This window comes from Kribbella sp. NPDC048837, assembly GCF_055586945.1.
In genome coordinates this window covers 451595-478265 of the sequence record NZ_JBVJHF010000002.1, presented here as the reverse complement: position 1 = coordinate 478265, position 26671 = coordinate 451595, and the positions used below count along the sequence as shown (strand labels likewise).

General features: G+C 69.8%; 19 protein-coding genes. 3 read left to right on the top strand and 16 right to left on the bottom strand.

From position 1 onward, the window contains the following. Positions 1–46 precede the first annotated feature (46 nt). The 3 genes from ACZ6O0_RS10150 to ACZ6O0_RS10140 all read right to left on the bottom strand — a co-directional run bounded on the left by ACZ6O0_RS10150 (position 47) and on the right by ACZ6O0_RS10140 (position 2821). Positions 47–1015, bottom strand: a complete 969-nt coding sequence (locus tag ACZ6O0_RS10150) for a hypothetical protein (RefSeq protein ID WP_465764506.1) — start codon at positions 1013–1015, stop codon at positions 47–49. An 11-nt stretch (positions 1016–1026) separates the two neighbouring features. Beyond that, complete coding sequence (locus ACZ6O0_RS10145) at positions 1027–2313, bottom strand: MFS transporter (RefSeq protein ID WP_465764505.1); 1287 nt, start codon at positions 2311–2313, stop codon at positions 1027–1029. Between the two features lie 163 nt (positions 2314–2476). Next, positions 2477–2821, bottom strand: coding sequence for a sterol carrier family protein (locus ACZ6O0_RS10140; protein ID WP_465764504.1), 345 nt, complete (start codon positions 2819–2821; stop codon positions 2477–2479). 84 nt (positions 2822–2905) lie between these two features. Between ACZ6O0_RS10140 and ACZ6O0_RS10135 the strand changes: the two genes are divergently transcribed. Next, positions 2906–3535 carry a hypothetical protein gene (locus tag ACZ6O0_RS10135; RefSeq protein ID WP_465764503.1) on the top strand — a complete coding sequence of 210 codons (630 nt, stop codon included), beginning with the start codon at positions 2906–2908 and terminating at the stop codon, positions 3533–3535. 12 nt (positions 3536–3547) lie between these two features. On the opposite strand, the gene ACZ6O0_RS10130 is transcribed toward ACZ6O0_RS10135, so the two are convergent. The 8 genes from ACZ6O0_RS10130 to ACZ6O0_RS10095 all read right to left on the bottom strand — a co-directional run bounded on the left by ACZ6O0_RS10130 (position 3548) and on the right by ACZ6O0_RS10095 (position 13123). Beyond that, a complete protein-coding gene (locus tag ACZ6O0_RS10130; protein ID WP_465764502.1) occupies positions 3548–5089 on the bottom strand; it encodes an alpha/beta hydrolase in 1542 nt (513 codons plus the stop codon). Beyond that, entirely contained in the window at positions 5086–6108 is a 1023-nt protein-coding gene (locus ACZ6O0_RS10125; protein ID WP_465765581.1) for a PSP1 domain-containing protein, read from the bottom strand. Before ACZ6O0_RS10125 ends, ACZ6O0_RS10130 begins: the two co-directional genes overlap by 4 nt. Before the next feature lie 79 nt (positions 6109–6187). Beyond that, positions 6188–6622 (bottom strand): DUF488 domain-containing protein, encoded by a 435-nt coding sequence (locus ACZ6O0_RS10120; RefSeq protein WP_465765580.1) that lies wholly within the window; start codon positions 6620–6622, stop codon positions 6188–6190. A 220-nt stretch (positions 6623–6842) separates the two neighbouring features. Next, positions 6843–8012, bottom strand: a complete 1170-nt coding sequence (locus ACZ6O0_RS10115; protein WP_465764501.1) for a DUF4190 domain-containing protein — start codon at positions 8010–8012, stop codon at positions 6843–6845. 16 nt (positions 8013–8028) lie between these two features. Next, entirely contained in the window at positions 8029–8697 is a 669-nt protein-coding gene (locus ACZ6O0_RS10110; RefSeq protein ID WP_465764500.1) for a DUF4190 domain-containing protein, read from the bottom strand. A gap of 125 nt (positions 8698–8822) precedes the next feature. Next, positions 8823–10031, bottom strand: coding sequence for a DNA polymerase III subunit delta' (locus ACZ6O0_RS10105; RefSeq protein ID WP_465764499.1), 1209 nt, complete (start codon positions 10029–10031; stop codon positions 8823–8825). Beyond that, on the bottom strand, positions 10031–12013 hold the full coding sequence (gene tmk / locus ACZ6O0_RS10100; RefSeq protein ID WP_465764498.1) for a dTMP kinase: 1983 nt from the start codon (positions 12011–12013) through the stop codon (positions 10031–10033). Before tmk ends, ACZ6O0_RS10105 begins: the two co-directional genes overlap by 1 nt. Before the next feature lie 9 nt (positions 12014–12022). Next, the gene (locus ACZ6O0_RS10095; protein ID WP_465764497.1) at positions 12023–13123 is read right to left on the bottom strand and encodes a pyridoxal phosphate-dependent aminotransferase; all 1101 of its coding nucleotides are present in this window, start codon (positions 13121–13123) and stop codon (positions 12023–12025) included. 63 nt (positions 13124–13186) lie between these two features. Here ACZ6O0_RS10095 and ACZ6O0_RS10090 point away from each other — a divergent pair, with 63 nt between their 5' ends. Beyond that, entirely contained in the window at positions 13187–14611 is a 1425-nt protein-coding gene (locus tag ACZ6O0_RS10090; RefSeq protein WP_465764496.1) for an aminotransferase-like domain-containing protein, read from the top strand. 22 nt (positions 14612–14633) lie between these two features. Here ACZ6O0_RS10090 and ACZ6O0_RS10085 read toward each other — a convergent pair whose 3' ends face one another. The 5 genes from ACZ6O0_RS10085 to ACZ6O0_RS10065 form a co-directional block, all read right to left on the bottom strand. After that, positions 14634–15161 (bottom strand): hypothetical protein, encoded by a 528-nt coding sequence (locus ACZ6O0_RS10085; RefSeq protein ID WP_465764495.1) that lies wholly within the window; start codon positions 15159–15161, stop codon positions 14634–14636. Between the two features lie 64 nt (positions 15162–15225). After that, positions 15226–18015: a glycoside hydrolase family 2 TIM barrel-domain containing protein gene (locus ACZ6O0_RS10080; protein WP_465764494.1), complete on the bottom strand. Its 2790-nt coding sequence runs from the start codon at positions 18013–18015 to the stop codon at positions 15226–15228. A 77-nt stretch (positions 18016–18092) separates the two neighbouring features. Beyond that, positions 18093–18524, bottom strand: coding sequence for a Fur family transcriptional regulator (locus ACZ6O0_RS10075; RefSeq protein ID WP_465764493.1), 432 nt, complete (start codon positions 18522–18524; stop codon positions 18093–18095). A gap of 10 nt (positions 18525–18534) precedes the next feature. Beyond that, positions 18535–21282: a type I DNA topoisomerase gene (gene topA / locus ACZ6O0_RS10070; protein WP_465764492.1), complete on the bottom strand. Its 2748-nt coding sequence runs from the start codon at positions 21280–21282 to the stop codon at positions 18535–18537. A gap of 256 nt (positions 21283–21538) precedes the next feature. Beyond that, positions 21539–22858, bottom strand: a complete 1320-nt coding sequence (locus ACZ6O0_RS10065) for an alpha/beta hydrolase (protein WP_465764491.1) — start codon at positions 22856–22858, stop codon at positions 21539–21541. Positions 22859–23015: 157 nt separating this feature from the next. Here ACZ6O0_RS10065 and ACZ6O0_RS10060 point away from each other — a divergent pair, with 157 nt between their 5' ends. Beyond that, positions 23016–26669, top strand: coding sequence for an NPCBM/NEW2 domain-containing protein (locus ACZ6O0_RS10060; protein WP_465764490.1), 3654 nt, complete (start codon positions 23016–23018; stop codon positions 26667–26669). The last annotated feature ends 2 nt before the right edge of the window (positions 26670–26671 follow it).

The window sequence follows — 26671 nt, the reverse complement described above, 5'->3', positions numbered from 1 at the left end:
CCGAATCAGCCGACGACTACCCGTTCTTCGGTACACACCGACGATCTCAGCGGGTATACACCGGCGACATCGCCAGCGCGAACGCCGTCATCAGGTCCGGGTCGACCGCCCGGGCCGGCAGCGGGACCAGCTCGACGAGCTTGTCGTCGCCGACCCGGATCGTGGTCCGTCCGGTGGCGGTGTCGACGTACCCCTCGTCCCCGAGCGGGATCGGCTGCGAGGTCGCGGCCTTCCGGAGCGGCGCCATCAACGCTGCCGCCTTCGGCGTACGCCGTACCGAGGTGTAGAGGACGCTGGCCGGGTTGACCCACCCGCAGACCAGGTCGCCGAGCGCCGTCTGCCCGCCCCGGCGGACCATCGCCGGCGCACCCATCACCTTCTCCGCCGCCGACGAACCACGCTCGCACTCCGGCCGCGTGATCAGCGGCTGGGCCTCCGGCAACCCGGGCGCCTGCCGGACCACTTCCTGACCCAGTACGACGTACTTCGCCAAGGTGGCCGGCGGTCCGCTCACCTTGTACAGCCGCCCGTCCAGCAGGAACACCACGAACGTGCTGGTCCCGAATCCACCCTCGCCCACGACCGCGGGCTTGGCCGGCTCACCCTTCGTCGCCGCATACGCCTTCTGGGCCGCCGCCAGTGTCGCTTTCGTTGCTGGAAGCACCGAAACCCCGACCCGCAGGACCGGCCCGTTCGGGCTGGCGCTGAGACCGAGCTGGCACACGTCGTACGTCGGGAACCCGAACTCGGCCGGCACCGGCTTGGGCTGGATCTGCACCACCGGCACCGCGAGCGTCGACTGCACGAGCGGCTGGTCCATCCGCACACACACCGTGTCCGCGACCTTGGAGGTCGCCGGACCGCTCGGGGTCTCCGAGGGGGTCGCCGACGGGGTTTCCGAGCTGGGCGTGCTCACCGAGACCAGCGGCGGCACGTTCGGAGCGTCCTCCTGGCCGGGACCGCTACACCCCGCGACAGCGAGCAGGCCGGCGACCACTACTAGGCGGATACGCATGATGACCGACTCTAACCGGCAGTGCGCAGTTCCCTTTCCCGGACCGCGTGTTCGTCGGTACGGGCGTCGTACCGCCAGAACTCACGCAGCCATCCGGCCGTCGCGACGACGCCGACGACGCACAGAGCGCCGCCGCTGACGATCGCGGTCCGGACGCCGGTGAGGTCGGCGACCAGGCCGGAGCGGGCCTGTCCGCCGAGCGGGCCGAGGGAGTAGCCGAGCATCTCGATCCCCGCCAGCCGGCCGCGCATCTCGTCCGGGATCGTCTGGTTCCAGATCACCGACCGGAACAGCACCGACACCATGTCGGCCGCCCCGGCGACGGCGAAGAACGCGATCGCGAACCAGATGTTCGGCGCCAGTCCGGCGATTCCCACCGCGGCGCCCCAGCTCATGGTCGCGAGGACGACGGCGCGGCCCTGGTGGTGGATGTGTTTCGCCCAGCCGCTGGTCAGGCTGGCGCACATCGCCCCGATCGCCTCCGCGCTGTAGAGGAGACCGAGCAGTTTCGGCTCCTTCAGGACTTCGGTCGCGAAGGCCGGGAACAGCACGATCGGCATCGCCAGGAACATCCCGACCATGTCGACCAGGTAGGTGGCGAGCAGGTCCTTGCGGCGGAACGCGTAGACGATCCCGCCGCCGATCGCGCGCAGGCTCGGCGGCGTGCTGTGCTCGTTCGTCTTGTACGAGCCCAGCCCGAGGTAGAGCAGGGTAGCGATCACCAGGCCGGTGAGCTCGACGGCGAACGCCCAGGTCACGCCCACCGATCCGACCAGGACGCCGCCCAGCGCGGGACCGGCGAGCTGGCCGATCTGCATCATCAGCGAGCTGAGCGCGACCGCGGCGGGAATCTCCTCGTGCCGGACCACGCGCGGCATGAGCGCCTCGCGCGAAGGCCGCTGCAGCGACGAGGCGATCGCGTTCAGGGCGCCGCAGACGTAGATGAGCCACACCCTTGGGCTGGCGAGCAGCGTGTTGCCGAGGAGGGTCGCGCAGATGGCGACCTGGGCGACTCCGGTGCCGATCAGCAGCTTCCGGCGGTCCACGTGGTCCGCGAGGGCGCCGCCGTACAGGCCGAACACGACGAGCGGGGCGATCGTCACCAGGCCCATCGCGCCGACGGCGAAGTTCGATCCGGTGATCTGGTACAGCTGGTATGGCAGAGCGACGTACCCGACCATGCCGCCGAGGAAGAAGACCGACCCCGAGATCAGCAGGATGCGGAAGTCGCGGGAACCGTGCCACGGGGTCAGATCGACACGGAGCCGGGCCAGCCCTGCGCGGACACTTGCTGCCACTGGCACATAGTGACATCTCCCCTGACCAGGATGAACCTATTTTTCCTTACTGTGAGACAAGGTGAGCCGCGGCGTCCTGGGGGCGCCGCGGCTCGATGCCGTCCGGCCGGCCCTGCCGTGGATCCGATTGGTTGCCTAAGGCGTCAATCAGGCTCAGGTGTGGTCAGACCAGCGGCAGGTACGAGCTCAGGTCCGTCCGTTCGCCGCTGGCGCGGAGCTTTCCGGTGGCGCGGGCGTCGGGCCAGGCGATCCGTCCGAGGGCCAGATCGATCCAGAGCTCGGGCGGGAGCTCCACCACGGCGCCCGGCGTACCCCGGGTGTGCCGCGGGCCTTCGATGCACTGCACCGCGCCGTACGGCGGGACACGCACCTCGACCGCGTGTCCGGGCGCCTTTGCGACCAGGAGTTTCAACAGGTACTTCGTGAGCAGTTTGAGGTCGGCGCGTTCCGCCGTACCGTCGTTGTATCGCTGTAGGGCCTGGTCGAATGCGGGGTCGTGCGTGTCCACGACGTGTCAGCGTACGCGGCAGTTTGCGGAGACGCCCCTTTCGTCGGGGATAATCAGGCCCGGAGAGAGGGAAGCGAGGTCGGGATGCTCACGCCCAGGCACCAGGCGCTGCTGATGACGCTGGCGGGAATGACCGTCGGCGTAGCCGTCTTCGGCGCGGTGCTCGCCGTCAACGGCAACCCACTGGCAGGGGACGACACCCCGGCCGGGATCGTGAACAGCCAGCCCGCGACCAGTACGCCGCCGCGGACCGACGGGCTCCAGCCCGACTCCCTGCAGTACACGACGCAGTCCTTCGGCAGCAACAGCGCACCGGTGACGGCCGAGGTCCCGACCGGCTGGAAGAGCGCCGACGACGGCACCCGGCCGCGGTTCCTGGACCCGACCGGCGTCTGGCAGATCCGCTTCGACACCCGCGGCAGCAAGCAGTCCCCGGACAAACTCGTGGACCTCCGGGCCCGGAGCATCGACGAGCGGGACCTCAAGGTGATCAGCCGGGACAACGGCACGCTGATCTACACCTACGTCGATCAGACCCGTGGGCCGCGGATGGGCCTGTCGCGGTGGATCTCCACCGACGGCGGAGAGACCTCCGCGGTCGAGATCACCGTCGGCGGCCGCCCGCAGGACGAGGCCGGCCTACGCGCCGTCCTCCAGCACGCCACGGACACGCTCCGGCTGTCCGACACGGACAACGACGACCGGCCGAACTAACAACGACCGGCGCTAGCACTTGATGTCGGCGGTCGGGGCGGTGCCCTCCAGGAGGTAGGTCTCGACCGCGCTGTCGACGCAGGCGTTGCCGGACTTGTAGCCGGTGTGACCGTCGCCGTCGCGGGTGACCAGGACGCCGCTCTCCAGCTGGTGCGCGAGCCCGACGGCCCACTCGTACGGCGTGGCCGGGTCGCGGGTGGTGCCGACGACCAGGATCGGCTTCGCGCCGGCCGCCTTGATCGGGTGCGGCTTGCCCTCCGGCTTGACCGGCCAGTTCGCGCACGACAGCGAGCCCCAGAGCAGGAACGACCCGAACCGCGGTGAGGCCGCCTTGTACTCCGGCTCCTCCGCCTTCGCCTGCGCGACCGAGGTGATGTCCGGCCGGTCGACACAGTTGACCGCCACGATCGCCTCGTTCGAGTTGTCGCCGTACCCGCTCGGCCCGCGGTCGGTGTACTCGTCGGCCAGCGCCAGCAGGCGGGCGCCGTTCCCGGCCAGCCCGTCCAGGACCGCGTCCTCGAGCCGCGGCCAGAAGTCCTGCCGGTAGAGCGTGGAGATGATGCCCAGCACGACCAGCGCCTGCGTCACCTCCCGCTTCCCGTCGCCGGGCAGCGGGGTCGCGTCGCTGTCGTTGATCAGCTTGTCGACCTTCGCGAGTACTTCTTCCTTCGTGCTGCCCAGCTGGCAGGACCGCCGCGCGCAGTCCTCGGCGAACGCGTCCAGGGCGACGTCGAAGCCCTTCGCCTGGGCGATGTTGTTCTGCTCGGAGGTCTTCGACGGATCCACCGCGCCGTCCAGCACCAGCCGGCCGACGTTCTTCGGAAACAGCTCGGCGTACGTCGCGCCGAGGTAGGTGCCGTAGGAGAAGCCGAGGTAGTACAGCTGCGGGTCGCCGACGATCCCGCGGAGTACGTCGATGTCGCGGGCGGCGTCCTTGGTCGAGACGTGCGGCAGCAGGTTGGCGGAGCGCTGCTCGCACCCGGCCGCGAAGATCTTCGTCTCGTTGTCCAGCTCGGCGATCTCGGCGTCGTTGTCCGGGCTGCCGTCGGTGGCGATGTACTTGTCCAGCTGCGCGGTGTCCAGGCAGCGCACCGGCGTGGACTCCCCGACCCCGCGCGGATCCCAGCCGATCACGTCGAACTTGCGCAGCAGCGAGGACCCGAGCACGAACCCGGCCGCGGCCGCGAACTCCTGCCCGGATGCGCCCGGACCGCCCGGGTTGATGAACAGCGTGCCGATCTTGCCGGCCCGGTCCCGCGCCAGCACCTTCCGCGCCCGCAGCTCGATCGTCTGACCGGTCGGCTTGCTGTAGTCCAGCGGCACGGTGATCGTGGCGCACTGCTGGTTGTTACCGCAGCGCTCCCAGTCCGGCTGCTGCTGGTAGAACTTCTCGAGCCCGGCGGGGACCGGTCCGGCCGGCCCCTTCGTGGGGTTGCCGCCCGGCCGGGTCGTCGTACCGCCGCTGTCCGCGTCCTGCGCGCGGCTCGCCACGCCACACCCGCTCGCCAAGACCGCAAGGGCTGCCACCAGTACGGTCGTCCTGCGGAATCTCACTGCGGGCTTTCTCCCTCGTCGTCGTGGTGCAACCGGCGCCGGCGCCGCGGCTTCCGGCGACGCCGCTCCTCGGGCGTCTCGGCCGCCTCGGGCTCCGTTGCCTCAGACGCTGTGGTCTCCGGCTCGGTGGTCTCGGCTACGTCCGGTACGGCGATGTCCACCAGGTCCTCGGGCAGTGGCGCGTCGGGGGTCGTCGTACTGGATGCTTCGTACTGTTGCCGCGGCGAGCACACGTCCGCCCGGCTGCACGCGCAGCGCCGGCCGGACGCCGCCAGCCGGACCACCACGGTGTCGCTCGGGACGTTGTGCCCGACCACCACTCCATCACCCGCGGGGGTCTCCACCTGCGTCCCGGTCGCCGGCGCCTTCGCGTTGAACTCCTGGTAGAGCGGGTGCTCGTACTTCAGGCAGCACATGAGCCGGCCGCACGCGCCGGAGATCTTCAGCGGGTTCAGCGGCAGGTCCTGGTCCTTCGCCATCCGCACGCTGACCGGCTCGAAGTCCTTCAGGAACGTCGCGCAACAGAGGTCCCGCCCGCACGGGCCGATCCCGCCCTGCAGCCGCGCCTCGTCCCGCGCCCCCACCTGACGCAGCTCGATCCGCGCGCGCAGCCCACGGGCCAGATCCCGCACCAGCTCGCGGAAATCCACCCGGTGCGGCGCGGAGAAGTACACGATGACGAGCTGATCCACATCCGGCCGCCGGTCGACGAAGTCGATCCCGACCACCTTCATCGGCAACCCGTGCTGCCGGATCGTCCGCTTCGCGATCACCCGCGCGTCGGCCCGCCGCTGCCGGTTCTGCTCGTCCCGATCCAGGTCCGCGGTCGAGGCGATCCCCTCACACAGCGGCAGCCCACCGATCTCCTCAGTCACGAACTGAGGCGCCCACACGCACTCCGCCACCTCCGGCCCGTCCTCGGTCGGAACCAGCACTTTGTCCCCGACACGCGGACGATGCGGGCCGGGGTCCAGGTAGTACAGCCGCCCGTACCGCTCGAACGACACCGCCATCACCATACCCACGCCGCCAGCGTACTGTCCGACCCCTCCTCCGTCCTCCCACACGTGCTAGGCAGCCGCTCCTCCGTGGCGCCTGCTACGCGCGCTCCCACCCAGAGTGCGGGCGCAGGTGCTGAATTGTGATGTGGTGCTCGTCGGTCAAACGCTGGGCGATCAGGGAGCGGTGGCAGGCTTCCGGGTCGCGCTTGACGCAGAAGAGGGCTGCGGTCCCACCACTCGGCACCGCTGACACGATCGGCGTGAGGTCGGCGGTGTAGCGGCGGACGTACTCGGGTGCCAGCTCGTGGCGCGAGCGCTTGCCGACTCCTTGGCGGTCGTCCTCGGCGTACTGGAGTCGGCGAAGCTCGGTGGTCGGGGCGAGCTCGGGACGGTGCTCGTAGGCGATCCCGGCCCTGGTGAGGGCCGTTTGCAGCCGGAGTGAGTTCGCCCAGGCGTACTCCGGTCCGCGGACACCTCGGCGCTGACGTACGTCGAGCACCAGGCGGACGTCCGCGTCCCGCAGTCGTTGCAGAAACGACTCGCCGTCGAAGCCGTAGATCGTCAGCGCGAGCCGGTGATCCAGCTCGCGTGACCCTCACGGGCGGGGCGGTCTGCGGACGGGCGCCGGCCAAGCAGTCGAACGCGCGCGGCAGCGCGGCAGCCCGGCAAGGGAACGTCGGGTGGGTGGGACCGCGCGTAGCAGGCTCGACGAAGGAGAGACTGCTGTAGCACGCGTGGGCTGGACACAGTACCTAGCGTTTGGAGCCTTTGACGGTGCTGGTTAGGTCTTCGCCGGGTGGGCCGTAGGCGGCGCAGACGACCAGGTGGTCGTCGTCGTTCCAGAGGTCTTCGTCGGGGGTCCACCAGCCCAGGTCGAGCTCGGATTTGTCGACGGTGTTGCCGACGTACGCGGCGAAGTCTGTTGCGCAGCCGGACTTCGCGGCTTTCACGATGTCTTTGTTGCCTGGGTACGGGCCGTCGGGGAGGGTGATGTTGGAGATGATCTCGGCGTCGTGGGGTTCGGCGCAGGGGCGGCGGATGGCTTCGTCCTCCTCGTCGCCGTCGTCGAAGCACTCGCCGACTGCCAGCTCGTCGACGTACGTCGTGGGGCCGGAGACGGGGTCCGGGGCGCCGTAGTCTTCGTCGACGCCGGCGCCGATGGCGAACAGGGCGCCGAAGAGGATGAGGTATCCGAGCGTGGTCAGCGAGCCGATCACCAGGCCGGCGATCGCCATCCCGCGGCCGCCTTCCGGCCGTTTCTTGAGCTGTACCAGCGCGGCGATGCCGAGCCCGATCGCCACCGGTGCGGCGAATCCGACGAAGATCCCGCCGATGCCGGTCGCCAGGGCCGCGGTCGCCAGCCCGTTCGTGCCGCGCGTCTGCCCCGGATACCCATACCCGTAGCCATAAGCCGCCGGCGGTTGCCCGTACGCCGCCGGATACTGCGCCGGCCCATACCCCTGCCCGTACGGCGACTGCCCGCCGTGCGGTTGCCCGTACGGCGGTTGCCCGTACGGCGCTTGCCCGGCCGCCGGCTGCCCGTAGGACGGTTGCCCCGACGCCGGCTGCCCGTCCTGCGGCCGCCCGTACGACGGCTGTCCGTACGACGGTTGGCCGCCAGCGGGTTGCCCGTACGGCGAATGTCCGCTCGGCGAATGTCCGCTCGGCGGTTGCCCGTCCTGCGGCTGCCCAAGGGACGGTTGTCCGGCCGACGGCTGCCCGCCCTGCGACTGTCCGTACGGCTGCCCATACGGCGGCTGCCCGTACTGCGGCGCAGCTGGCTGCGGCTGCGGTTGACCAGGCGCGACCCATTGCGTGCCGGACTGTGGGGCCTCTGGCTCCTCCGGGCGGCCGTACGTCGGGAAGGACCGTGTGGTGTCCTGTGGCCGGCCAGGGTCCGGTTCGTGTGGTGGTTGAGTCACGCTTCCCCCGCGGGTGCTACCGCTGCGATCCGCGCATGCTACCGGACAGCCGCATCCCCGGCATTCCGAGCAGGCACAGGACGTTGCCATCAGCAACAGCACGATCTTCCAGGACGACGTAGTACATGTCCAGCTCGGACCGCTCGTACGGCTTGCCGACGAACGCGCTGAACGCGGTCGCGCACTGCTGGGTCGCGACCGTCCCGGTCTGTTCCGCGGAGAGCCCGGCCAGGTTCGCCCGGACCTTCGCGTACGCCTCCCCGGTGTGCGCGACCGAGCAGTCCGCGATCCGCACCAGCTTGAGGGCCTCGGCCTCCAGGTCCGCGTCGAAGCACCGGCCGACGTCGACCTGCGAGATCGAGACGGTCCGGCCGATCCCGGCCCGGCGCTCGCCGTCCAGGCCGAGCGCGACGGCGACACCGATCGCGATCACCCAGCACAGGCTGACGACCAGTGCGCCGTACGCCAGCCGCTTGCCGCGGGCGCCGGTCCGTTTGATCCGGCGCAACGCGATCCCGGCGAGCACCACCGCGATCGGCACCAGCCCGGGCAGGCTGGTCACGAACGCTGCCAGGGCGTACCGATCCTGCCGCTGCTGGGCCGGGGTCGGTACGCCGGCCAGCCACGACTCAGCCGGCGGCAGCGAGGGCCGCGCAGGCTGGATCGGAGGGGGCGGCTGGCTCATGCAGGTCCGTTTCGGCGATTCGGCCGAGCGGTGGTGCCCGGACACCCAAACATCGGACCGGCCGGTCTCGGTGTTACACCGGCTGACCAGTAATCGGACGACTGTCTCAGAGCGTGACGCAGGGCTTATCGCTGGACACGGCGCGGCACATGCGGGCCGTCGTTCCGCCCCTCGAACAGCGACACCGTCATCGCCTCGAGCGCGAGCAGCGGTGCGACGTTGGCCTCGATCGCCTCCCGGCAGGCGGCGATCGCGCCGATCCTGCGAATCGTTTGCTCAGGCGTGGTCCGGCCGCCCAATTGCTCGATGTTGCGGCGCAGTTCGGCGTTGATCAGTTCGGTGCCGGCCGTGGTCTGCACCACCAGCACATCCCGGTAGAGCGCCATCAGATCAACGAGTGACCGGTCGAGCACGTCGCGTTCCCACCGCTTGGCCCGCGCCTTCTGCTGGTCCTCGAGCTCCTTCAGCGCGGCGTTCGCCTCCCGCGGCTTGGCGCCCTTGGTCCCGACGCCGAGCGCCTGCTCGAGCGCGGCCCGCTCCTTCTCGTCGACCTTCTCGGCGCTGGCCTTGGCCTCTTCCTTGGCCGCCTCGACCAGCTGCTGCGCGGCCTTCAGGCACGCACCGAGATCACGCAACGCGAACGGGACCTCCAGCACCTTCGTCCGCCGATCGCGCACCTCCTCGTCCCGCGCCAGCGCCCGCGCCCGGCCGATGTGGCCCTGGGCCGCCCGCGCCGCGAACCCGGCCAGCTCTGGATCCACGCCCAGCTTGCCGGTCAGCATCTCCGCGACGGCCGCCGCCGGCGGTGTCCGCAGCACCAGCAGCCGGCACCGCGACCGGATCGTCGGTACGACGTCCTCCACGGTCGGCGCGCACAGCACCCAGACCGTCCGCGGCGCGGGCTCCTCGATGCTCTTCAGCAGCGCGTCCGCGGCCTGCTCGGTCAACCGGTCGGCGTCCTCGACCACCATCACCTGCCACCGGCCCTGGGTCGGGCTCATCGCGGCCCGGCGGACCAGTTCGCGGATCTCGCTGACCCGGATCGAGAGCAGTTCGGTCCGGATCAGCGACACATCCGGGTGCGCACCGCTGAGCGCCGTACGGCACTCGTTGCACTCGCCGCAGCCTTGGTTCGCACACAGCAGGGCAGCCGCGAACGCCCGTCCGGCATTCGACCGGCCGGATCCGGGCGGCCCGGTGATCAACCAGGCATGCGTCATCCCGGCCACCGCGGCGCCGCTTTCGCCGCGCATCCCGGCCTCGGCCCCGGCCACGGCCCTCCGCAGCACGGCAACCGCCGGCTCCTGCCCGACCAGGTCGTCCCAAACGCTCATCAGGTCACCTTCGGAAGCATCGGCTGGAGTCGGGCGCGGATCTGTTTCGCGATCTCCGCGCGGTCCTGGGAGGCGTCGAGGACCAGGTAGTGCTGGGGTTCCGCGGCGGCGAGCTCGAGGAACGCGTTCCGGACCCGCTCGTGGAAGTCGTGCGACTGCGCCTCGATCCGGTCCCGTTCGACGAATCGGTCCAGCCCGCCCTTCGGCGGCATGTCGAGCAGGATGGTCAGGTTCGGCCGGAGGTCCGCGGTCGCCCAGCGGTTCACCCGCTCGACGTCGGTCAGGTCCAGGTCCCGCCCGGATCCCTGGTACGCCAGCGCGGAGTCGACGTACCGATCGGTGATGACGACCGCGCCGGCCTTGAGTGCGGGTTTGATCACCGAGTCGACATGCTCGGCCTTGTCCGCCGCGTAGATGAGCGCCTCGGCGCGGTGCGAGATGTCGCCGGTGGCCGGGTCGAGGACGATCTGCCGCAGGGTCTTGCCGAGGTCCGTGGCGCCCGGTTCACGGGTCAGCAGCACCTGCTGCCCCTGCTCCTTCAGCCACTCCACGAGCAGCGCCGACTGGGTCGACTTCCCCGCACCGTCACCGCCTTCGAGCGCGATGAACAGGCCGGTCGTCGGATACACCCCGGGCGTCTTGCCGAAGCTGCGCCGTAGGTCGCGCCAGAACGGGACGCCCGGACGGTCGTCCATCTGCTTCCACGCGATCAGCCCGATCACGCCGGCCACGATCGCGGCGATCAGCATGGTCATCGAGGCGCCGTTGTAGGTGACCGACCGGCCGCCGATCGTGTACGTGTGGCGGCCGATCGCGCCCGCGGCGAACGGCGCGATCGCCAGCGTGACCGCGAGCACCGTGCGTACGGCGGACTGGACGAAGGCGAACGTCCGCCCGCGGACCGCGTCCGGGACCTCGAGACCGAGCAGCGTGTAGCCGGACACCCAGGAGGCTCCGGCGCAGAACCCGAGCAGGACCGCGATCATCGTGGCGATCTCGATCTGCTGGATCAGCGCCAGCCCGGCCAGGCAGATGCCCGAGCCGACGAGCCCGGCCGCGAACAGCCGGCGCCGGGACAGCCCGGAGAAGATCCGCGGCGCGAACCCCATGCCGAGCGCGAGACCACCGAAGACGGCCCCGAACAGTACGCCGTACCCCGGATCGCCGGCCTTGAGATCCTCGACGTACGTCCGGCCGAGGCCGATCACGACCGCTCCGGCCGCGAACGCCCCCGAGATCCCGACCACCAGACCGCGGACCACCGGCGTACCGGTGACGTAGGACCAGCCCTCGACCATGGTCCGCCAGAGCGTCGGGTGCTCCTCGTGCTCGTGGATCGCGCGCCCGATCTCGGCGACCGACACGATCGCGAACGCGGAGATGACGAAGGTCGCGGCGTTCACATAGACGGCCAGGTCGATGGCGAAGTCGCCGGCCCAGCGGGAGACCAGGGTGATCGCGGTGAAGATGACCGCGGCCGGCAACGCCGTCCCGTACGTCGTGATCAGGCTGAGCTGGTTGGCCGCCTCGAGCCGGTGCCGGGGCACCAGGTTCGGCACGCTGGCGTCCTTGGCCGGGCCCCAGATCAGGCTGACGATCTCGATCAGCACGGTCGCCACCAGCACCCAGGTGAGCGTGCCGACGATCGGGATGCTGACGAAGAACGCGGCCCGGATCAGGTCGCCGAGGATCATCGTCCAGCGCCGGTCCAGCCGATCGGCGATCCAGCCCGCGATCGGACCCATCACCAGCGCCGGCAGCACCCGCAGGAACAGCACGGCGCCGATGGCGAAGTTCGCCGCCTGGTAGTCGTCGCCGGCGAACGCCTTCGCCATCGCGGTCAGCGCCAGCAGGCCGATCCAGTCCCCGAGACTGGACAGCCCGAACCCGATCCACAGCCGCCGGAACGCCCGGATCCGCAACACCGCCCGCACGTCGTGCGCCGGTGCAGGATCGGTCAACGGGTCATAAACCTCCGGCACACCCAAAGACTAGTCGGCGGCATCGACAGCCTGACGCAGCGCATCCAGCGCGGCCTTCAGCTCGATCGGCGGCGGGAATCCGAACCCCAGCCGGAACACCCGGGGCTCGTCGCCGAACCAGTCGCCGTCGGCCAGCCGCACGCTCAGATCGGCCGCCGCCCGGCGGAACCGGTCCAGATCGAGGTGCGGCTTCAGCCGGACCACGCACAAGGCCCCGGCGTCCGGACGGATCCACTCGACCGCATCGCCGTTCGCCCGCACCCAGTCCTCCGTGATGGCCAGGCCTTCCGCGAGCCAAGGACGTCGTACGGCGAGAATCTCGTCCTCACGCTCGAAGACGCGCACGGCCAGGGCCTCGGTGACCGGGGAAGCGGAGACGACCGTGTTGAACTTCGCCGTGACGAGCCGGTCGACCAGATCCGCGTCGGTGCTGACGATCCAGCCGATCCGCAGGCCGGCCGCACCGTGGCACTTCGACAGCGACGCCACGACCACCACCTTCGGGCCCAGACCCACCGCGGTCTCCGCGATCGCGTCATCGCCGTACGTCGCGGTCCGGTAGGTCTCGTCGACCATCAGGTACGCGTCCGGGCAGATCTCGGCCATCGCGGCGACGATCTCCTCCAGGGTTGTGCGAGGTACGACGACACCGGACGGGTTCTGCGGTGTCGTCAGGCTGACCAGCTTCGTGTCCGGCGTGAGCTGCGCGCGAACGGCTTCCGCGGTCAACCGATAGCCGTCGTCGAAGGTCAGCGGGACCACCCGGACGTCGGCACCGACCGATTCGTAGGCGTTGCGGGTCAAGGGGAACAGCGGCGCGGTCGTGACGACCTGGCCGCCGTGATCCGCGAGGAGGTAAGCGAGCAGGAAGATCGCGTGCATCCCGCCGACGGTGACGACGACCTGCTCCGGGCGGACGCCGTGAGGTTCGGCGATCGCAGTCCGCAGCTGGAGACTGCCGGCCGCTGTGCCGTACCCGAGTTCGAGGTCGGCCAGCTCCGGCGTCAGCAGGTCCGACAGACGGAGGTCCGGCCCGTAGCTCTCGCCCAGGTCGTGCCGGGGCTGTTCGTCGGTCAGGGACACGATGTCGTTGCGAGGAAAGGTGGCCATACGGCCATGGTTCGCGACCAGCACTGGCGGCCCCAGAGCCAATCCGGCAGAATTGGTTCGCGAATGAGGCCAATCGAAGCGGTGGATCGGTTGGGCCGCTGGTCGTCCGGCCGCGGCCCGCTGTACGTGCTGCTCGCGACCCGGCTGCGGCGGCTGATCGACGACGGAGAGCTGCCACCGGGAGTGCTGCTGCCACCGGACCGCGCGCTGGCCGACGCACTCGCGGTCGGCCGGACCACAGTGGTCGCGGCGTACGACCTGCTGCGCGCGGAGGGCCGCATCACCCGTCGGCAGGGCAGTGGGACGCGCGTGGCGGGTACGCCGCCGTCGGTGGCGATGGAGGACGCTCCGGTCGACCCGATCTTCCTCGACTCGCTGGAGTCCCGCGACGACGACGTACTGCTCGCCATCTGTGCGGCACCGGGTGATCCGCCGCCGCAGGTCGCCGAGGCGTACGCGCGGATCGTGCCGGAGCTCAGCCGGATCTCGGGGGACATCGGGTACTACCCGTACGGCCATCCGGTACTGCGTGACGCACTGGCCGCCCGTTATGCCGGGCAGGGTGTGCCGACGTCCGCGGACCAGATCCTGGTGACGAACGGGGGTCAGCAAGCACTGTCGTTGCTGGGCCACGCGCTGGTGTCGCCCGGAGACCGGGTGCTCGTCGAGGCACCGACGTACCCGGGGGCGTTGGAGGCCTTCCGGGAGGAAGGTGCGGTGCTGCGTGGTCTGCCGGTGGGGCTGGAGGGCTTCGAGGCGGCTGTGCGGGAGCTGCGTCCGGCGGTGGCTTATGTGATTCCGACGTACCAGAACCCGACGGGGTCGGTGCTCCCGACGCTGGCCCGGGAGCGACTCGCGCGGTCGGCGGCGGCTGCCGACGTGCCGCTGATCGAGGACGAGGTGCCGGCGGACCTGGGCTTTCCGGGCGAGCCGCGGCCGGCATCGCTGGCCGCCTACAGTTCCGCGGTCATCACGGTCGGCTCGCTGAGCAAGAGCGTGTGGGGCGGCCTCCGGATCGGGTGGATCCGGGCGTCTGCTTCCCTGGTGAACCGGCTGGCCCGACTCCGCGCCGTCCACGACCTCGGCGGCAATGTCCCCGCCCAGCTGGCAGCTGCCCATCTGGTCACCCAGCTCGACGAGCTAGGCCTGGCCGAAGAACTCGAGGCCCGCCACGACCACCTCCGCGCTCTCCTCACCCAGCACCTCCCGACCTGGGAAGTGCCCCAACTCACCGGCGGCCAATGCCTCTGGGTCCGCCTCCCCCAAGGCGACGGCAACTCCTTCGCCCAAACCGCCCTCCGCCACGGCCTCGCCATCCTCCCCGGCTCCGGCCTCGACGTCACCGGCGCCGGCGACCCGTTCGTCCGCCTCCACTTCCGAGCCCGCCCCGCCGAACTCACCGAAGCAGTAACCCGCCTAACCACCGCCTGGCACGCCTACCACCCACCAACCACCCGAACTCACCCCCGCCCCACCCTCGCCATCTGATCGCGAGGCGGACCTGCGCCACTCACTGGGCTGCAGCTGAGCCTGAACCTCGCGAGCGCCACCCGCTTGATGAGTGCCCCAGAACCGGGCCGAGGTTGACTCCGGTGTCAGGGTGGGGGGAGACGAAGGCCAGGCCGTTGGCTCTGGTTTCGAGGGCGGCGGCGTAGGTGGGGTCAGCCTTGTCGAGGGAGATCATGATCAGGCCGGACAGCGGGTGGAAGGCCACCGAGGCGACGTGGGTCGGTAGGCCGAGGTCGTGTTGTCTGCGCATGAGGCCCAGGACCCATTGCAGGGTCCACTCGGCCTCCTGCTGCGGTGGGTGCCAGCGTCTGAAGCGCAGAAGTTCCGGGGAAGGCACGAGGGGTGTGATCTCGGTTCGGGCCCGGAGGAGCTCGTCGGGGTCGGGGATGCTGATGACCAGGACCACCCGACCGCCGCCGTGTTCGGTGGTCTCGGTCAGGTTGGCCTGGGCGCCGGGGTTGCGGTCGACCCAGGTCTGGACGAGCGGGAGGTCAGGTGAGGCCGATGCTGGGACGTATTCATAGTCCACTTCGCCCACCTCCGACCTGGCCGGCGCCCGGCGTGTTCAGGGAAGCACGCCGGGCGCGGCTGGGCTAGGTGGTGGTGAAGCAGAGGGTGAGGGTTGCCGGGGCGGTTTTGAGTTTGTCGCGGTCGGGGAGGGCTGGGCCGCAAGCGGCTGTGCCTACGCCGGTTTGGGCGATGTCCAGGGTGACGTGAGTGGTGTCGCCGGGGGTGAGGGCCGCGGAGTGGGTGGCGGACTCGAGGGCCTGGGTGGTCCAGTCGCGGACGGTGAGGCCGAAGAGCGTGCCGATCGCCTCGATGCGGAGGTTGTCGAGGGTTGCCCAGCGGGTGTCGATGCGGTGGCCGTTCTCCTGGGGGCGGACGTACGGCGTCTGCAGTTCGGCGACCGTGGCGGAGTACTTGCCGACCGCGGCGGCCTCGCGGGTGTCGACGTACGCCTCGTTCGGACCGGTGCCGAACCACTCGACCCGCCGCACCTTCGGGAGCTCGAAGGTGATGCCCAGCCGCGGCAGCACCTCCGGGAACAGGCCTTCGGGTACGACGCTCAGATCGAGGACGACTCCACCGTCCACAGCGGTCCAGCGCCAGGTGCTGACGAGACCCCACTGCAGCTGCGGCGGCGCGGTCCGGGTCACGACCTCCCAGGCGCCGTCACGCTCACCCTGGGAGACGATCCGGTGCTGCACCCGGTGCAGCCCCTGCTCCCGCCAGGCCTCCGCGACACCCGGGATCGCGTCGTTGTCGATCGGCGCCCGCCAGACATCCAGCCGGGCGTTCTGAACATCGCCGAAGCTGATGCCGCCAACCCCAGCCGACACGTTGGTGGCTGGGGTTCCTGCCTCGGCTGGATGAGCTGGCTGGCCGGCCAGCTCATCCAGCCGGATCTGTCCCCAGGCAATGCGATGACCTGCGTCGGCCCAAGCGGTCGGCGAGGTGAGCTCGGCAGCGACCGTCACCCATGTCTCGCGGCGAGAAGCGTCAACGGACGGCAGTTCCACCGTGACCGTCTCGCCGGGCGCGATCGCCGGCACCGACAGCTCACCCGCTTCCACGCGGGAACCCTCGACCTCGACGGCGTACGTGAAGGTCAGGTGACTCGTGTCCAGCACCTCGTACCGGTTCGTGACCGCCACCGAACCATTGCCGTCAGCAACGATCCGCAGCGGCTCGATCACCTTCACGTACTCGAGCATGCCGGGTGACGGCGTCCGGTCCGGGAACAGCAGCCCGTCGCAGACGAAGTTTCCGTCGTGGATCGTCTCGCCGAAGTCGCCGCCGTACGCGTAGACCTCGCGCCCGTCGATCGTGGTCCGGAGGCCGTGGTCGATCCACTCCCAGATGAAGCCGCCCTGGCAGCGCGGGTACTTCTCGAACACCTCGCGGTAGTCGAGCAGCCCGCCCGGCCCGTTGCCCATCGCGTGGCCGTACTCGCACAGGATGAACGGCAGGTTCCGGTACAGCGAGGTGTCCGCGCCGATCTCCGCGCAGCCCTCCGGCGAGGTGTACATCCGCGAGTAGATGTCGACCCACTCGGCCTCGGTGTCGCGCTCGTAGTGCACCGGCCGCGACGGGTCGAGCTCCTTCGCCAGGTCGTACATCGCCTTGAGGTTGTCGCCCATCCCGCACTCGTTGCCGAGCGACCAGATGATGATCGACGGGTGGTTCTTGTCCCGGTGGACGGTCCGCGCGATCCGCGCGACCAGGTCGTCGCGGAACCGCTCGTCCATCACCGGGTTCGGCAGCTTCGGCGGCTGCGGCTCGTATCCGAAGCCGTGCGTCTCGAGGTCGCACTCGTCGATCACGTACAGCCCGTAGGAGTCACACAGCGACAGGAAGTGCGGGTGCGGCGGGTAGTGGCTGGTCCGGACCGCGTTGATCCCGGCCCGCTTCATCAGCAGGACGTCGTCCAGCATGTCCTGCTCGGTCAGCGCCCGGCCGCGGTCGGGGTGGAACTCGTGCCGGTTGACACCGTTGAAGAGCACGCGATTCCCGTTGACGGTCAACACACCGTCGACGATGGCGACCGTACGGAAGCCGATCCGCAGCCGCACCTCACCACTCTCGGTCCGCAGCACACCGTCGTACAGCCGGGGCACCTCGGCGCTCCACGGCTCGACGCTCTCGATCCGGACATGCTCGCCGGTCGGCAGCTCCAGGCCCAGCTCGGGCACCGAGACGGTGCCGGGTACGTCGGACTCCACCAGCAGCGTGCCGGCCCCGTCGCGGTGGTCGTACGCCGCCTTGACGAAAACGTCGGTCGGAGCACCCGGGCGCAGCGCGAGCAGGTTCACCTCGCGGAAGATCCCGGACAGCCACCACATGTCCTGGTCCTCGACGTAGCTGCCCGCCGACCACTGGTGCACGCGCACCGCGATCCGCGCTTCCTTGCCCGGGGCAACCAGCTCGGTGAGGTCGAACTCGGACGGCAGCCGGGATCCCGACGACCAGCCGACCAGTTCGCCGTTCACGTGCACCGCGAACCGCGAGTCGACGCCCTCGAACCGCAGCAGCACCCGGGCGCCGGCCCAGTCCGCCGGCACCGTCACGGTCCGGACGTAGTCACCGGTCGGGTTGTCGGTCGGCACGTACGGCGGCTCGAGCGGGAACGGGTAGACCACGTTCGTGTACGCCGGAGCGCCGTACCCGCTGAGCTGCCAGTGCCCCGGGACCGCGATGGTGTCCCACCCGGTCGTATCCGGGTCCTTCAGGTCGTCGGGGGCGTCCGCCACGCTCGGGGAGAGCCGGAAGCTCCAGTCCCCGGTCAGGGCCACCTTGGCCGAGTCGTCGTCCAGCCAGGCCCGCGGGGGAAGCACGTTCGCGCCGGGAGCAAAGTCCTCGACATAGCTGTGGTCTTGGGTCACAGGCATCGAGCCTAAGCCCAACCCTCAGCACAAATCCACACTGATCAACAGATATGGACAGGCGTGACCGGAACGGGTCAGCCCTGACACTCCTTGCACACGCCGACGAGGGCGACCTGCTCCGGGGCCAGGTGGAAGCCGAGCTCGCGCTGGACCTTCTTCCGGGCCGACTCGAGGATGTCGCCGGGCGCGTCGTACACCCGGCCGCACTCGGAGCAGCGCAGGTGCAGGTGCCGCGGCGCGAGGTCGCCGGCCAGGTGGTACGTCGTCCCCGCGCGGCCGAGGTGAACATGGGTGACCAGGCCGAACTCGCCGAGCGCGTCCAGGGCCCGGTAGACGGTGGCGCGGTGGATGCCCGGCCGCAACTGCTCGGCCCGCTCACCGATCTGCTCGGCGCTCAGGTGCTCCTCGGTCCCCGCGAGCACCTCGACCACGGCGAGCCGGGCCGGGGTCACCCGCTCGCCGCGTTCCCGCAGCCGCTGCGCGCTGACCTCGACCGGACTCGTCACGTGAGCTCCCTCAGGACTTCTTCGCCGCCGTCTTCTTCGCGGCGGTCTTCTTGGCGGCCGTGGTCTTCTTGGCCGCGGTCTTCTTCGCGGCCGCCGTCTTCTTGGTCGTGGTCTTCTTGGCCGTGGTCTTCTTCGCCGGCGACTTCTTGGCCGTCTTCTTCACCGGACCACGCGCCCGCTTGTCGGCGAGCAGCTCGGCCGCGCGCAGCAGCGAGATGTCCTCGACCGAGTCGTCCTTGCGCAGCGTCGCGTTCGTCTCGCCATCGGTGACGTACGGACCGAAGCGGCCCTCCTTCACCACCACCGGCTTGCCGGACGCCGGGTCCTCACCCAGCTCCTTCAGCGGCGGCGCGGCCGCCCGGCGACCACGCTGCTTCGGCTCGGCGTAGATCGTGAGCGCTTCCTCGAGCGTGATGTCGAACATCTGCTCCTCGGTCGCCAGCGACCGCGAGTCCGTGCCCTTCTTCAGGTACGGCCCGTAGCGCCCGTTCTGCGCGGTGATCTCCTCGCCGGACGCCGGGTCCTTGCCGACCACCCGCGGCAGCGACAGCAGCTTCATCGCGTCGTCGAGGCCGATGCTGTCCAGCGCCATCGACTTCAGCAGCGACCCGGTCCGCGGCTTGGCGCCCTTCGGCGCGTCCTCCGGCAGCACCTCGGTCACGTACGGCCCGAACCGGCCGGCCTTCGCGACCACCTTGAGCCCGGTGTCCGGCGCCGTACCGAGGTCGTGCTCGACACCCGACGGCTGGGCCAGCAACTCGTGGGCCTTGTCGACGGTCAGCTCGTCCGGCGGCAGGTCCTCCGGCACGTTCGCGCGCCGCTCGTCCTTGTCCTCGACGTACGGCCCGTAGCGACCGACGCGGAGCACGATGCCGCTGTCGTCACCGCCGACCGGGAACGTCGACATCTCCCGGGCGTCGATGTCGCCCAGGTCGTTCACCATCGAGTGCAGGCCCTCGAGGTTGTCGTCCCCGAAGTAGAACCGGGACAGCACGCCCTCCCGCTGCAGGTCGCCGGCGGCGACCTCGTCGAGCACGTCCTCCATCGTGGCGGTGAACGCGTAGTCGACCAGCCGGGTGAAGTGCTCCTCCAGCAGCCGCACCACCGCGAACGCCAGCCAGGCCGGCACCAGCGCCTGGCCCTTCTTGTAGATGTACCCGCGGGCCATGTTCGTGCCGAGGATCGTCGCGTACGTCGACGGCCGGCCGATCTCCCGCTCTTCCATCTCCCGGATCAGCGTCGCCTCGGTGTAGCGCGCCGGCGGTTTGGTCTCGTGCCCGGAGGCGACCACCTCGACCGCGGGCAGCACGTCGCCCTCGGCCACGCCGGGCAGCCGGGTCTCCTGGTCGTCGGTCCCGGCGGACGGGTCGTCCGCGCCCTCGACGTACGCCTTGAGGAAGCCGTGGAACGTGATCACCCGGCCGGACGAGGTGAACTCGCACTGCTCACCGGTCGAGGCGGTCGCGTCGATCTTGATCGAGACGCTGCGGCCCTCGGCGTCCTTCATCTGGGACGCGATCGTGCGCATCCAGATCAGCTCGTAGAGCCGGTACTCCGAACCGGACAGACCGGTCTGGGCCGGAGTCTGGAAGACCTCGCCGGCCGGCCGGATCGCCTCGTGCGCCTCCTGCGCGTTCTTCACCTTGGAGGTGTAGACCCGCGGCTTGTCCGGCAGGTACGACGCGCCGTACAGCTCGCGGACCTGGGCCCGGGCCGCGGTGATCGCGGTGTCCGACAGCGTGACGCTGTCGGTTCGCATATAGGTGATGTTGCCGTTCTCGTAGAGTCGCTGGGCGATCTGCATGGTCTGCGAGGCCGACATACCGAGCTTGCGGCCGGCCTCCTGCTGCAGCGTGGTGGTCCGGAACGGCGCGTACGGCTTGCGGGTGTACGGCTTGGAGTCGATCGACCGGACGGTGAACTGCGAGTCCCGCAGCGCGCCGGCCAGCGCGGTCGCGGTCGCCTCGTTCAGGTGGACCGTGTTCGCGCCCTTCAGCTCACCGATCGAGCTGAAGTCGCGGCCCTGCGCCACCCGCTTGCTGTCCACCGAGACCAGGCGGGAGGGGAACTGCCGCGGGGTCCGGCTCTCGCCGGCGTCGAGCGTGGCGTCCAGGTCCCAGTACGACGCGCTGCGGAACGCGATCCGCTCCCGCTCGCGGTCGACCACCATCCGGATCGCGACCGACTGCACCCGGCCCGCCGACAGCCTCGGCATGACCTTCTTCCACAGCACCGGCGAGACCTCGTAGCCGTACAGCCGGTCGAGGATCCGGCGCGCCTCCTGGGCGTCGACCAGGGACTCGTCGATGTCGCGGGCGTTGCCGACCGCGTCCTGGATCGCCTTCGGCGTGATCTCGTGGAAGACCATCCGCTTGACCGGGACCTTCGGCTTGAGCTCCTCGAGCAGGTGCCAGGCGATCGCCTCGCCCTCGCGGTCCTCGTCGGTGGCCAGGAAGAGTTCGTCGGCGCCCTTGAGCAGGTCCTTCAGCTTGCGGATCTGCGCCCGCTTGTCGGCCGGGACGACGTACAGCGGGTCGAAGTGGTCCTCGACGTTGACGCCGAGCCGCGCCCACGGCAGGCCTTTGTACTTCGCCGGGATCTCGTCCGCCCCGCTCGGCAGGTCGCGGATGTGGCCGAAGCTGGACTCCACCACGTACCCGGACCCCAGGAAGCCGGCGATCATCCGCGCCTTCTTCGGCGACTCGACGATCACCAGGCGGCTGCCTGCCGGTGTCTTCGTCCCTGCTGCCCCTGCCACTGCGCTCCTTACGCTCGTCCTGCCGACAACGTCCGTGACCGGACGTCTGTTCCCCCGAGCACAGACCGACCCCGTCCGAGGACAGGGTACGGCCGACGGCAACGCATTTCTCCATGCGTTTCTTCAACGCACGGTAACCGGTCCCGCCCCGGGTATGCCTCCCAGGGTTTCAGAAAGTGGCGAACAACCCATCGTCACCGCGCGTCGCACCGGCGCCACTGCGGGCTCCGGGGATCGCTATCGAGAGTACGCCGTCTCAGCGGGCGAACCGGATCTCGGGGAACTTCGGGGAGTCTCCGCGCAGCAGCAGCGACGGCCGGCGGCGCAGGGTCTGGTCGAAGAAGGCGGCGATGTACTCGCGCTGGGCCCAGACGCTGCGGTCCGGCCGCGCACCGCCGACGAGCGCCTTCATTACCGAGCTGATGATCGGGTCGTCGCCGTAGATCGCGCGGAAGAGCTGGTCGAAGATGAACTGGTAGTCGGTGAACGCCTTCTGCTTGCTGCCGGCCAGGCCCAGGTTCACCTTCCCGCCGCGCTGAGCGGCCCAGAAACTGGCCCACGAGGCGTCATAGTTCTCCTGGTCCGGATCGGTCCGCTGGGTGTCGCCCGAGCCGAACAGCAGGAAGGGCTGGTCCAGCCCCGTGCGTGCCACCTCGCCGAGCGGCCCCTTCACGAGGTCGTCCTGCAGGGTGCCGTCCAGGTCTATACCAGCCGACAGCCGGTCGTCCTCGAGCAGCGTGTTCGCGGTCGCGTAGCCTCCGAGCGAGAAGCCGAACATGCCGGCCTTCCGCAGGTCCAGCCCCTCGCCCACCCCGTCCGGAAGGTCGTTGCCCTCGGCATCGGGATTCCCGCCTGCGGCGATCCGCTCGAGCTGGTCCAGCACGAAGCGCGCGTCCGCGGTCCGGGTCTCGACCGCCTGCCGCGTGAAGTCCGGATCGGGCAGCTGCGAGGCGGGTACGCCGGGCAGGAACCGCCCGCCGGGAAACTCGACCGGCGTCTCGTGGGTGTGGTCCATCGTGACCACGACGTACCCGCGACTGGCCAGGTCCTCGACCTGCGCGGTGTTCACGAACCGGCTGTACTGATAGCCGGGCGAGAACAGGACGACGGGGTGCCGGATCGGCTGCATCGGTACGCCGACGCGAGCGTGCGTCAGCGTGTTCGCGAAGTCGAAGGAACCGGTCGGCAGCGCCAGCCCGTACTCACCGGTCCAGGCGTCGTCCACCTCGACCGCGGTCCGGGCCGGCATGTACTTCGCGACCGGTGCGGCCCCGGCCACGGAGGCCGGGTACCAGAGACTGATCATCAGCTCCCGGCGACCGCTGGGCATGGCCGGGTCGGGCCGCGACTGATCGACCAGGTGGATGGCGGTCGTCCCGAGCGCCTTGCGCCCACTCGGCGCCGGCAACCGGAACCTCACCGGGTGGAAGTCCGGGTCGTCGTCGTCCGGGTCGTACGGGACGGCGCGGGCAACGCCGGGAACAGCCAGCGTGAGACCCGTCACCAGCCCGGTGGTCAGCAGGCGGCGCCTGGTGACGGTGTGACTGGTGATGCTGGTGGGCCGACTCTTCGCCATGCGACTCATCGTCACGGCCACGCTTCACCCCGTGATGGCGACTCCGTCTCAACTTCATGACGGCCGACCTGGTGACAACCCGCCTACTCTGCGCTTCAATGACCGCATCTTGTTCATAGATGCGTGAAGTGAGGCACTCGTGAGCATCTTTGTCCGCATGAAACGTTCAGAAATCGCCCTAGCCTTGATCGCCGGTGCTCTCGTGGCTGCCGGCGCCCCGGCCCGGGCCGACGGCACCACGCTCGGTGACGTCACCGGGTTCTCCGCCGACAAGGCGACGTACACCCTCAGCGCCGGTGCGGCGAAGGTGCGCGTGGTCTTCCTGAAGGACGACGTCTTCCGGCTCTGGCTGGCGCCGGACGGGAACTTCACCGACCCGGCCAACACACCGCCCACCGATCCGGGCGCGCCGGCGTCCAACATCGTCACCAAGACCGACTACGGCACCCCGAAGACGTCCTGGCGGGACCGTGGCTCCTACTACTCGCTGACGACCGGCAAGGTCGAGATCCGCGCGCAGAAGTCGCCACTGAAGTTCTCGCTCTACCGCGCGAACGGCCAACTGGTCTGGGCCGAGACCGCACCGCTGTCCTGGACCGGCACCTCCACCACACAGACGCTCGGCCGCGGCGCGAACGAGCAGTTCTTCGGCGGCGGCATGCAGAACGGCCGGTTCTCGCACCGGGACCAGACCATCAAGATCTCCCGCGACTTCAACTGGGAGGACGGCGGCAACCCGAACGCCTCGCCGTACTACATGAGCACCGCGGGGTACGGCGTACTCCGGAACACGTTCAGCCCGGGCAGCTACAGCTTCACCAGTCCCGTGGTCACCACGCACGACGAGAAGCGGTTCGACGCGTACTACTTCGTCGGCGACCTCAAGACCTCGCTGGACCGCTACACCGAGCTGACCGGCCGCCCGTTCATGCCGCCGATCTACGGACTCGAGTACGGCGACTCCGACTGCTACAACCGCGGCCACTACGCCACCGACCCGGACCCCAGCAACGACTGGAAGGTCAACCCGGACAAGGTGACCACGCTGGACGCGGTGAAGGTCGCGCAGAAGTTCCAGGACGAGGACATGCCCGGCGGCTGGATGCTCGTCAACGACGACTACGGCTGTGGTTACTCCGCCACCACCGACTCCGAGCAGGTCGACGGCACCTGGTGGGGCAAGCGGGACATCCCGGCCCTCAAGCAGACCGGTGACGAACTGCGGCAGCGCAACATCCAGATGGGTCTGTGGACGCAGTCCTCGCTGGACCGGCAGCCGGCCGAGGTCGGTGACGCGGGTGTTCGGGTCCGCAAGCTGGACGTCGCCTGGGTCGGCCCGGGCTACCGCTACGCGCTGAGTGCCTGCGACACGGCACACGACGGCATCGAGCAGTACAGCAACGCCCGCGGCTTCGCCTGGATGGTGGAGGGCTGGGCCGGCGCCCAGCGGTGTGCGGTGCAGTGGACCGGCGACCACAGTGGCTCGCTGGACGCGATCAAGTGGCAGATCCCGGCCATCACCGGCTCCGGCAACTCCGGGATCGCCTACAGCGCCGGCGACGTGGACGGCATCTTCGGCGGCTCGGCCACGTCGTACGTCCGGGACATGCAGTGGAAGGTGTTCAACCCGGCCTTCATGACCATGTCCGGCTGGTCCACTCCGGCGTACAAGCAGCCGTGGGCGTACGGCGATCCGTACACCTCGATCAACCGCAAGTACCTGAAGCTGCGCGAGCGCCTGCTCCCGTACTTCTACACGTACGCCGCCGAGGCGCACCGGACCGGAGCACCGCTCAACCGCTCGCTGGTGCTGGAGTACCCGGACGACCCGAAGACCTGGGACGACACCACCAAGTACGAGTTCCTGGCCGGCAAGGAGTTCCTGGTCGCACCGATGTGGGGCGCCGACGAGGTGAAGAACGGCATCTACCTGCCCAAGGGCCAGTGGGTCGACTACTGGACCGGCCGCGTCTACCAGGGCCCGACCACGGTGAACGGCTACCGCGCGCCGCTCGACACCCTGCCGCTGTTCGTGAAGGCCGGTGCGGTCGTGCCGATGTGGAAGGCGGGAATCAACAACGCGGCCGAGCAAGGCTTCGGCGACCGGCTCACGGTCGACGTCTACCCGCAGGGCAAATCGTCGTTCACGCTCTACGAGGACGACCGCGTCACGCGCTCGACCACGTCGGCCCAGCAGACCTTCGCGGTCGACGCACCGACGCAGTCCCGCGGTGACGTGACCGTGAAGATCGGTGCCAGCGTCGGTACGTACGCCGGCAAGCCCGCGACCCGCCCGTACGAGCTCACGGTCCACACCGGCACCGCACCCCGCGAGGTCACCGTCGACGGCCGCCAGGCCAGCTGGACCTACCAGAACGGCGTCGTCCGGATCAACACCGCACCGATCTCCACCTCACACACGGCGGTCGTCCGGCTGACCGGCACCTCGTCCGTCGGCGGACCCGATGTCGCGAACACCTTCGGCACGCCCGAACTCACCACCCCGTCACTGTGGAACGCACCGGGACAGGCCACCGAGGTGACGGCCACCTTCCGCAACGACAGCCCCACCACCATGCGCGACCTGCGTCTGGACCTAGCTGTCCCCGACGGCTGGAGCGTCTCCGGCCAGAGCACCTTTGCCGGCGTGGCTCCGGGCAAGACCGTCAGCACCAAGCTGCAGGTCACGCCGGGTGCCGACGTGAAACCCGCAAGCTTCACGCTGGAGCTCAAGGCCAGCTATGTTGCCCAAGGCAAGAGTTACACCACCAGCGCGGCGGCCACGGCACAGTTGCCGTACGCCTCGCTGTCGCAGGCGGCGACCGTCGTCGGCATCACCGACGCGTCGACGTACGCCGCGGGCAACTTCGACGGGTCGGGCAACAGTTTCAACGGTGAGGCTCTCGCCACGGCCGGATACACGCCCGGAGCGACCGTGACCGTCCAGGACGCGCAGTTCACCTGGCCGACGGGCGCGCCCGGAACACCCAACCTGGTGAAGAACCAGCCGGCCCCGATCCTGGTCTCCGGCACCGGTTCGCATCTCGCCCTGCTGGGTGCGGGTGCCAGCCTGAACGCCCGGGGCACGGTGACGATCATCTACACCGACGGCACCGAGTCCGAGGGCACCTTCCAGCTACCGAACTGGTGCTGCCAGGACCCGGCCACCGGCGGCGCCAAACTGGCGGTGTCGGTCAAGGGCCGCTACACCCGGGCCGGGCTCGCCAACACCACGACCGACTACCGGGTCTTCTACACCGCCGTACCACTGGATCCGGGGAAGACGGTCAAGGCGATCAAGCTGCCGGGCGGTGGACTCGGCTTCTTCGCCGCCACCATCGCGGACAAACCGTTGCCACCGGCACCTACAGGTGACAAGTGGGTCAGTGACCTGGAGTTCCTCGACTCGACCAACGGCTGGGGTCCGGTCGAACGGGATCACAGCAACGGAGAGGACGGCGCGGGTGACGGTGCCGCGATCACCCTCGACGGGACGCAGTACGCGAAGGGTCTCGGTACGCACGCGCCGTCGTCGGTCAGCGTGCGACTGGGTGGCAACTGCACCACCTTCACCGCCAAGGTCGGGGTGGACGACGAGATGGAGGACCGCGGCAAGGTGAGCTTCAAGGTCCTGGTCGACGGCGTCGCCAAGTACACCTCCGACCTGCTGACCGGTACGTCGCCGACCGCGGACGTCTCGGTGAACGTGGCCGGCGGTCAGACCCTCACCCTCCAGGTCACCGACGGCGGCGACGGTGTCACCAGCGATCACGCCGACTGGGCGGAGGCCAAGGTGAGCTGCAACCCATAATG

What these genes read in the sequence shown, in the direction of transcription:
- ACZ6O0_RS10110 (WP_465764500.1), bottom strand. Translation starts at nt 8,697, where the DNA reads ATGAGCCAGCCGCCCCCTCCGATCCAGCCTGCGCGGCCCTCGCTGCCG.
- ACZ6O0_RS10125 (WP_465765581.1), bottom strand. Translation starts at nt 6,108, where the DNA reads ATGGTGATGGCGGTGTCGTTCGAGCGGTACGGGCGGCTGTACTACCTG.
- ACZ6O0_RS10090 (WP_465764496.1), top strand. Translation starts at nt 13,187, where the DNA reads ATGAGGCCAATCGAAGCGGTGGATCGGTTGGGCCGCTGGTCGTCCGGC.
- ACZ6O0_RS10105 (WP_465764499.1), bottom strand. Translation starts at nt 10,031, where the DNA reads ATGAGCGTTTGGGACGACCTGGTCGGGCAGGAGCCGGCGGTTGCCGTG.
- ACZ6O0_RS10150 (WP_465764506.1), bottom strand. Translation starts at nt 1,015, where the DNA reads ATGCGTATCCGCCTAGTAGTGGTCGCCGGCCTGCTCGCTGTCGCGGGG.
- ACZ6O0_RS10060 (WP_465764490.1), top strand. Translation starts at nt 23,016, where the DNA reads ATGAAACGTTCAGAAATCGCCCTAGCCTTGATCGCCGGTGCTCTCGTG.
- ACZ6O0_RS10065 (WP_465764491.1), bottom strand. Translation starts at nt 22,858, where the DNA reads ATGGCGAAGAGTCGGCCCACCAGCATCACCAGTCACACCGTCACCAGG.
- ACZ6O0_RS10095 (WP_465764497.1), bottom strand. Translation starts at nt 13,123, where the DNA reads ATGGCCACCTTTCCTCGCAACGACATCGTGTCCCTGACCGACGAACAG.
- ACZ6O0_RS10135 (WP_465764503.1), top strand. Translation starts at nt 2,906, where the DNA reads ATGCTCACGCCCAGGCACCAGGCGCTGCTGATGACGCTGGCGGGAATG.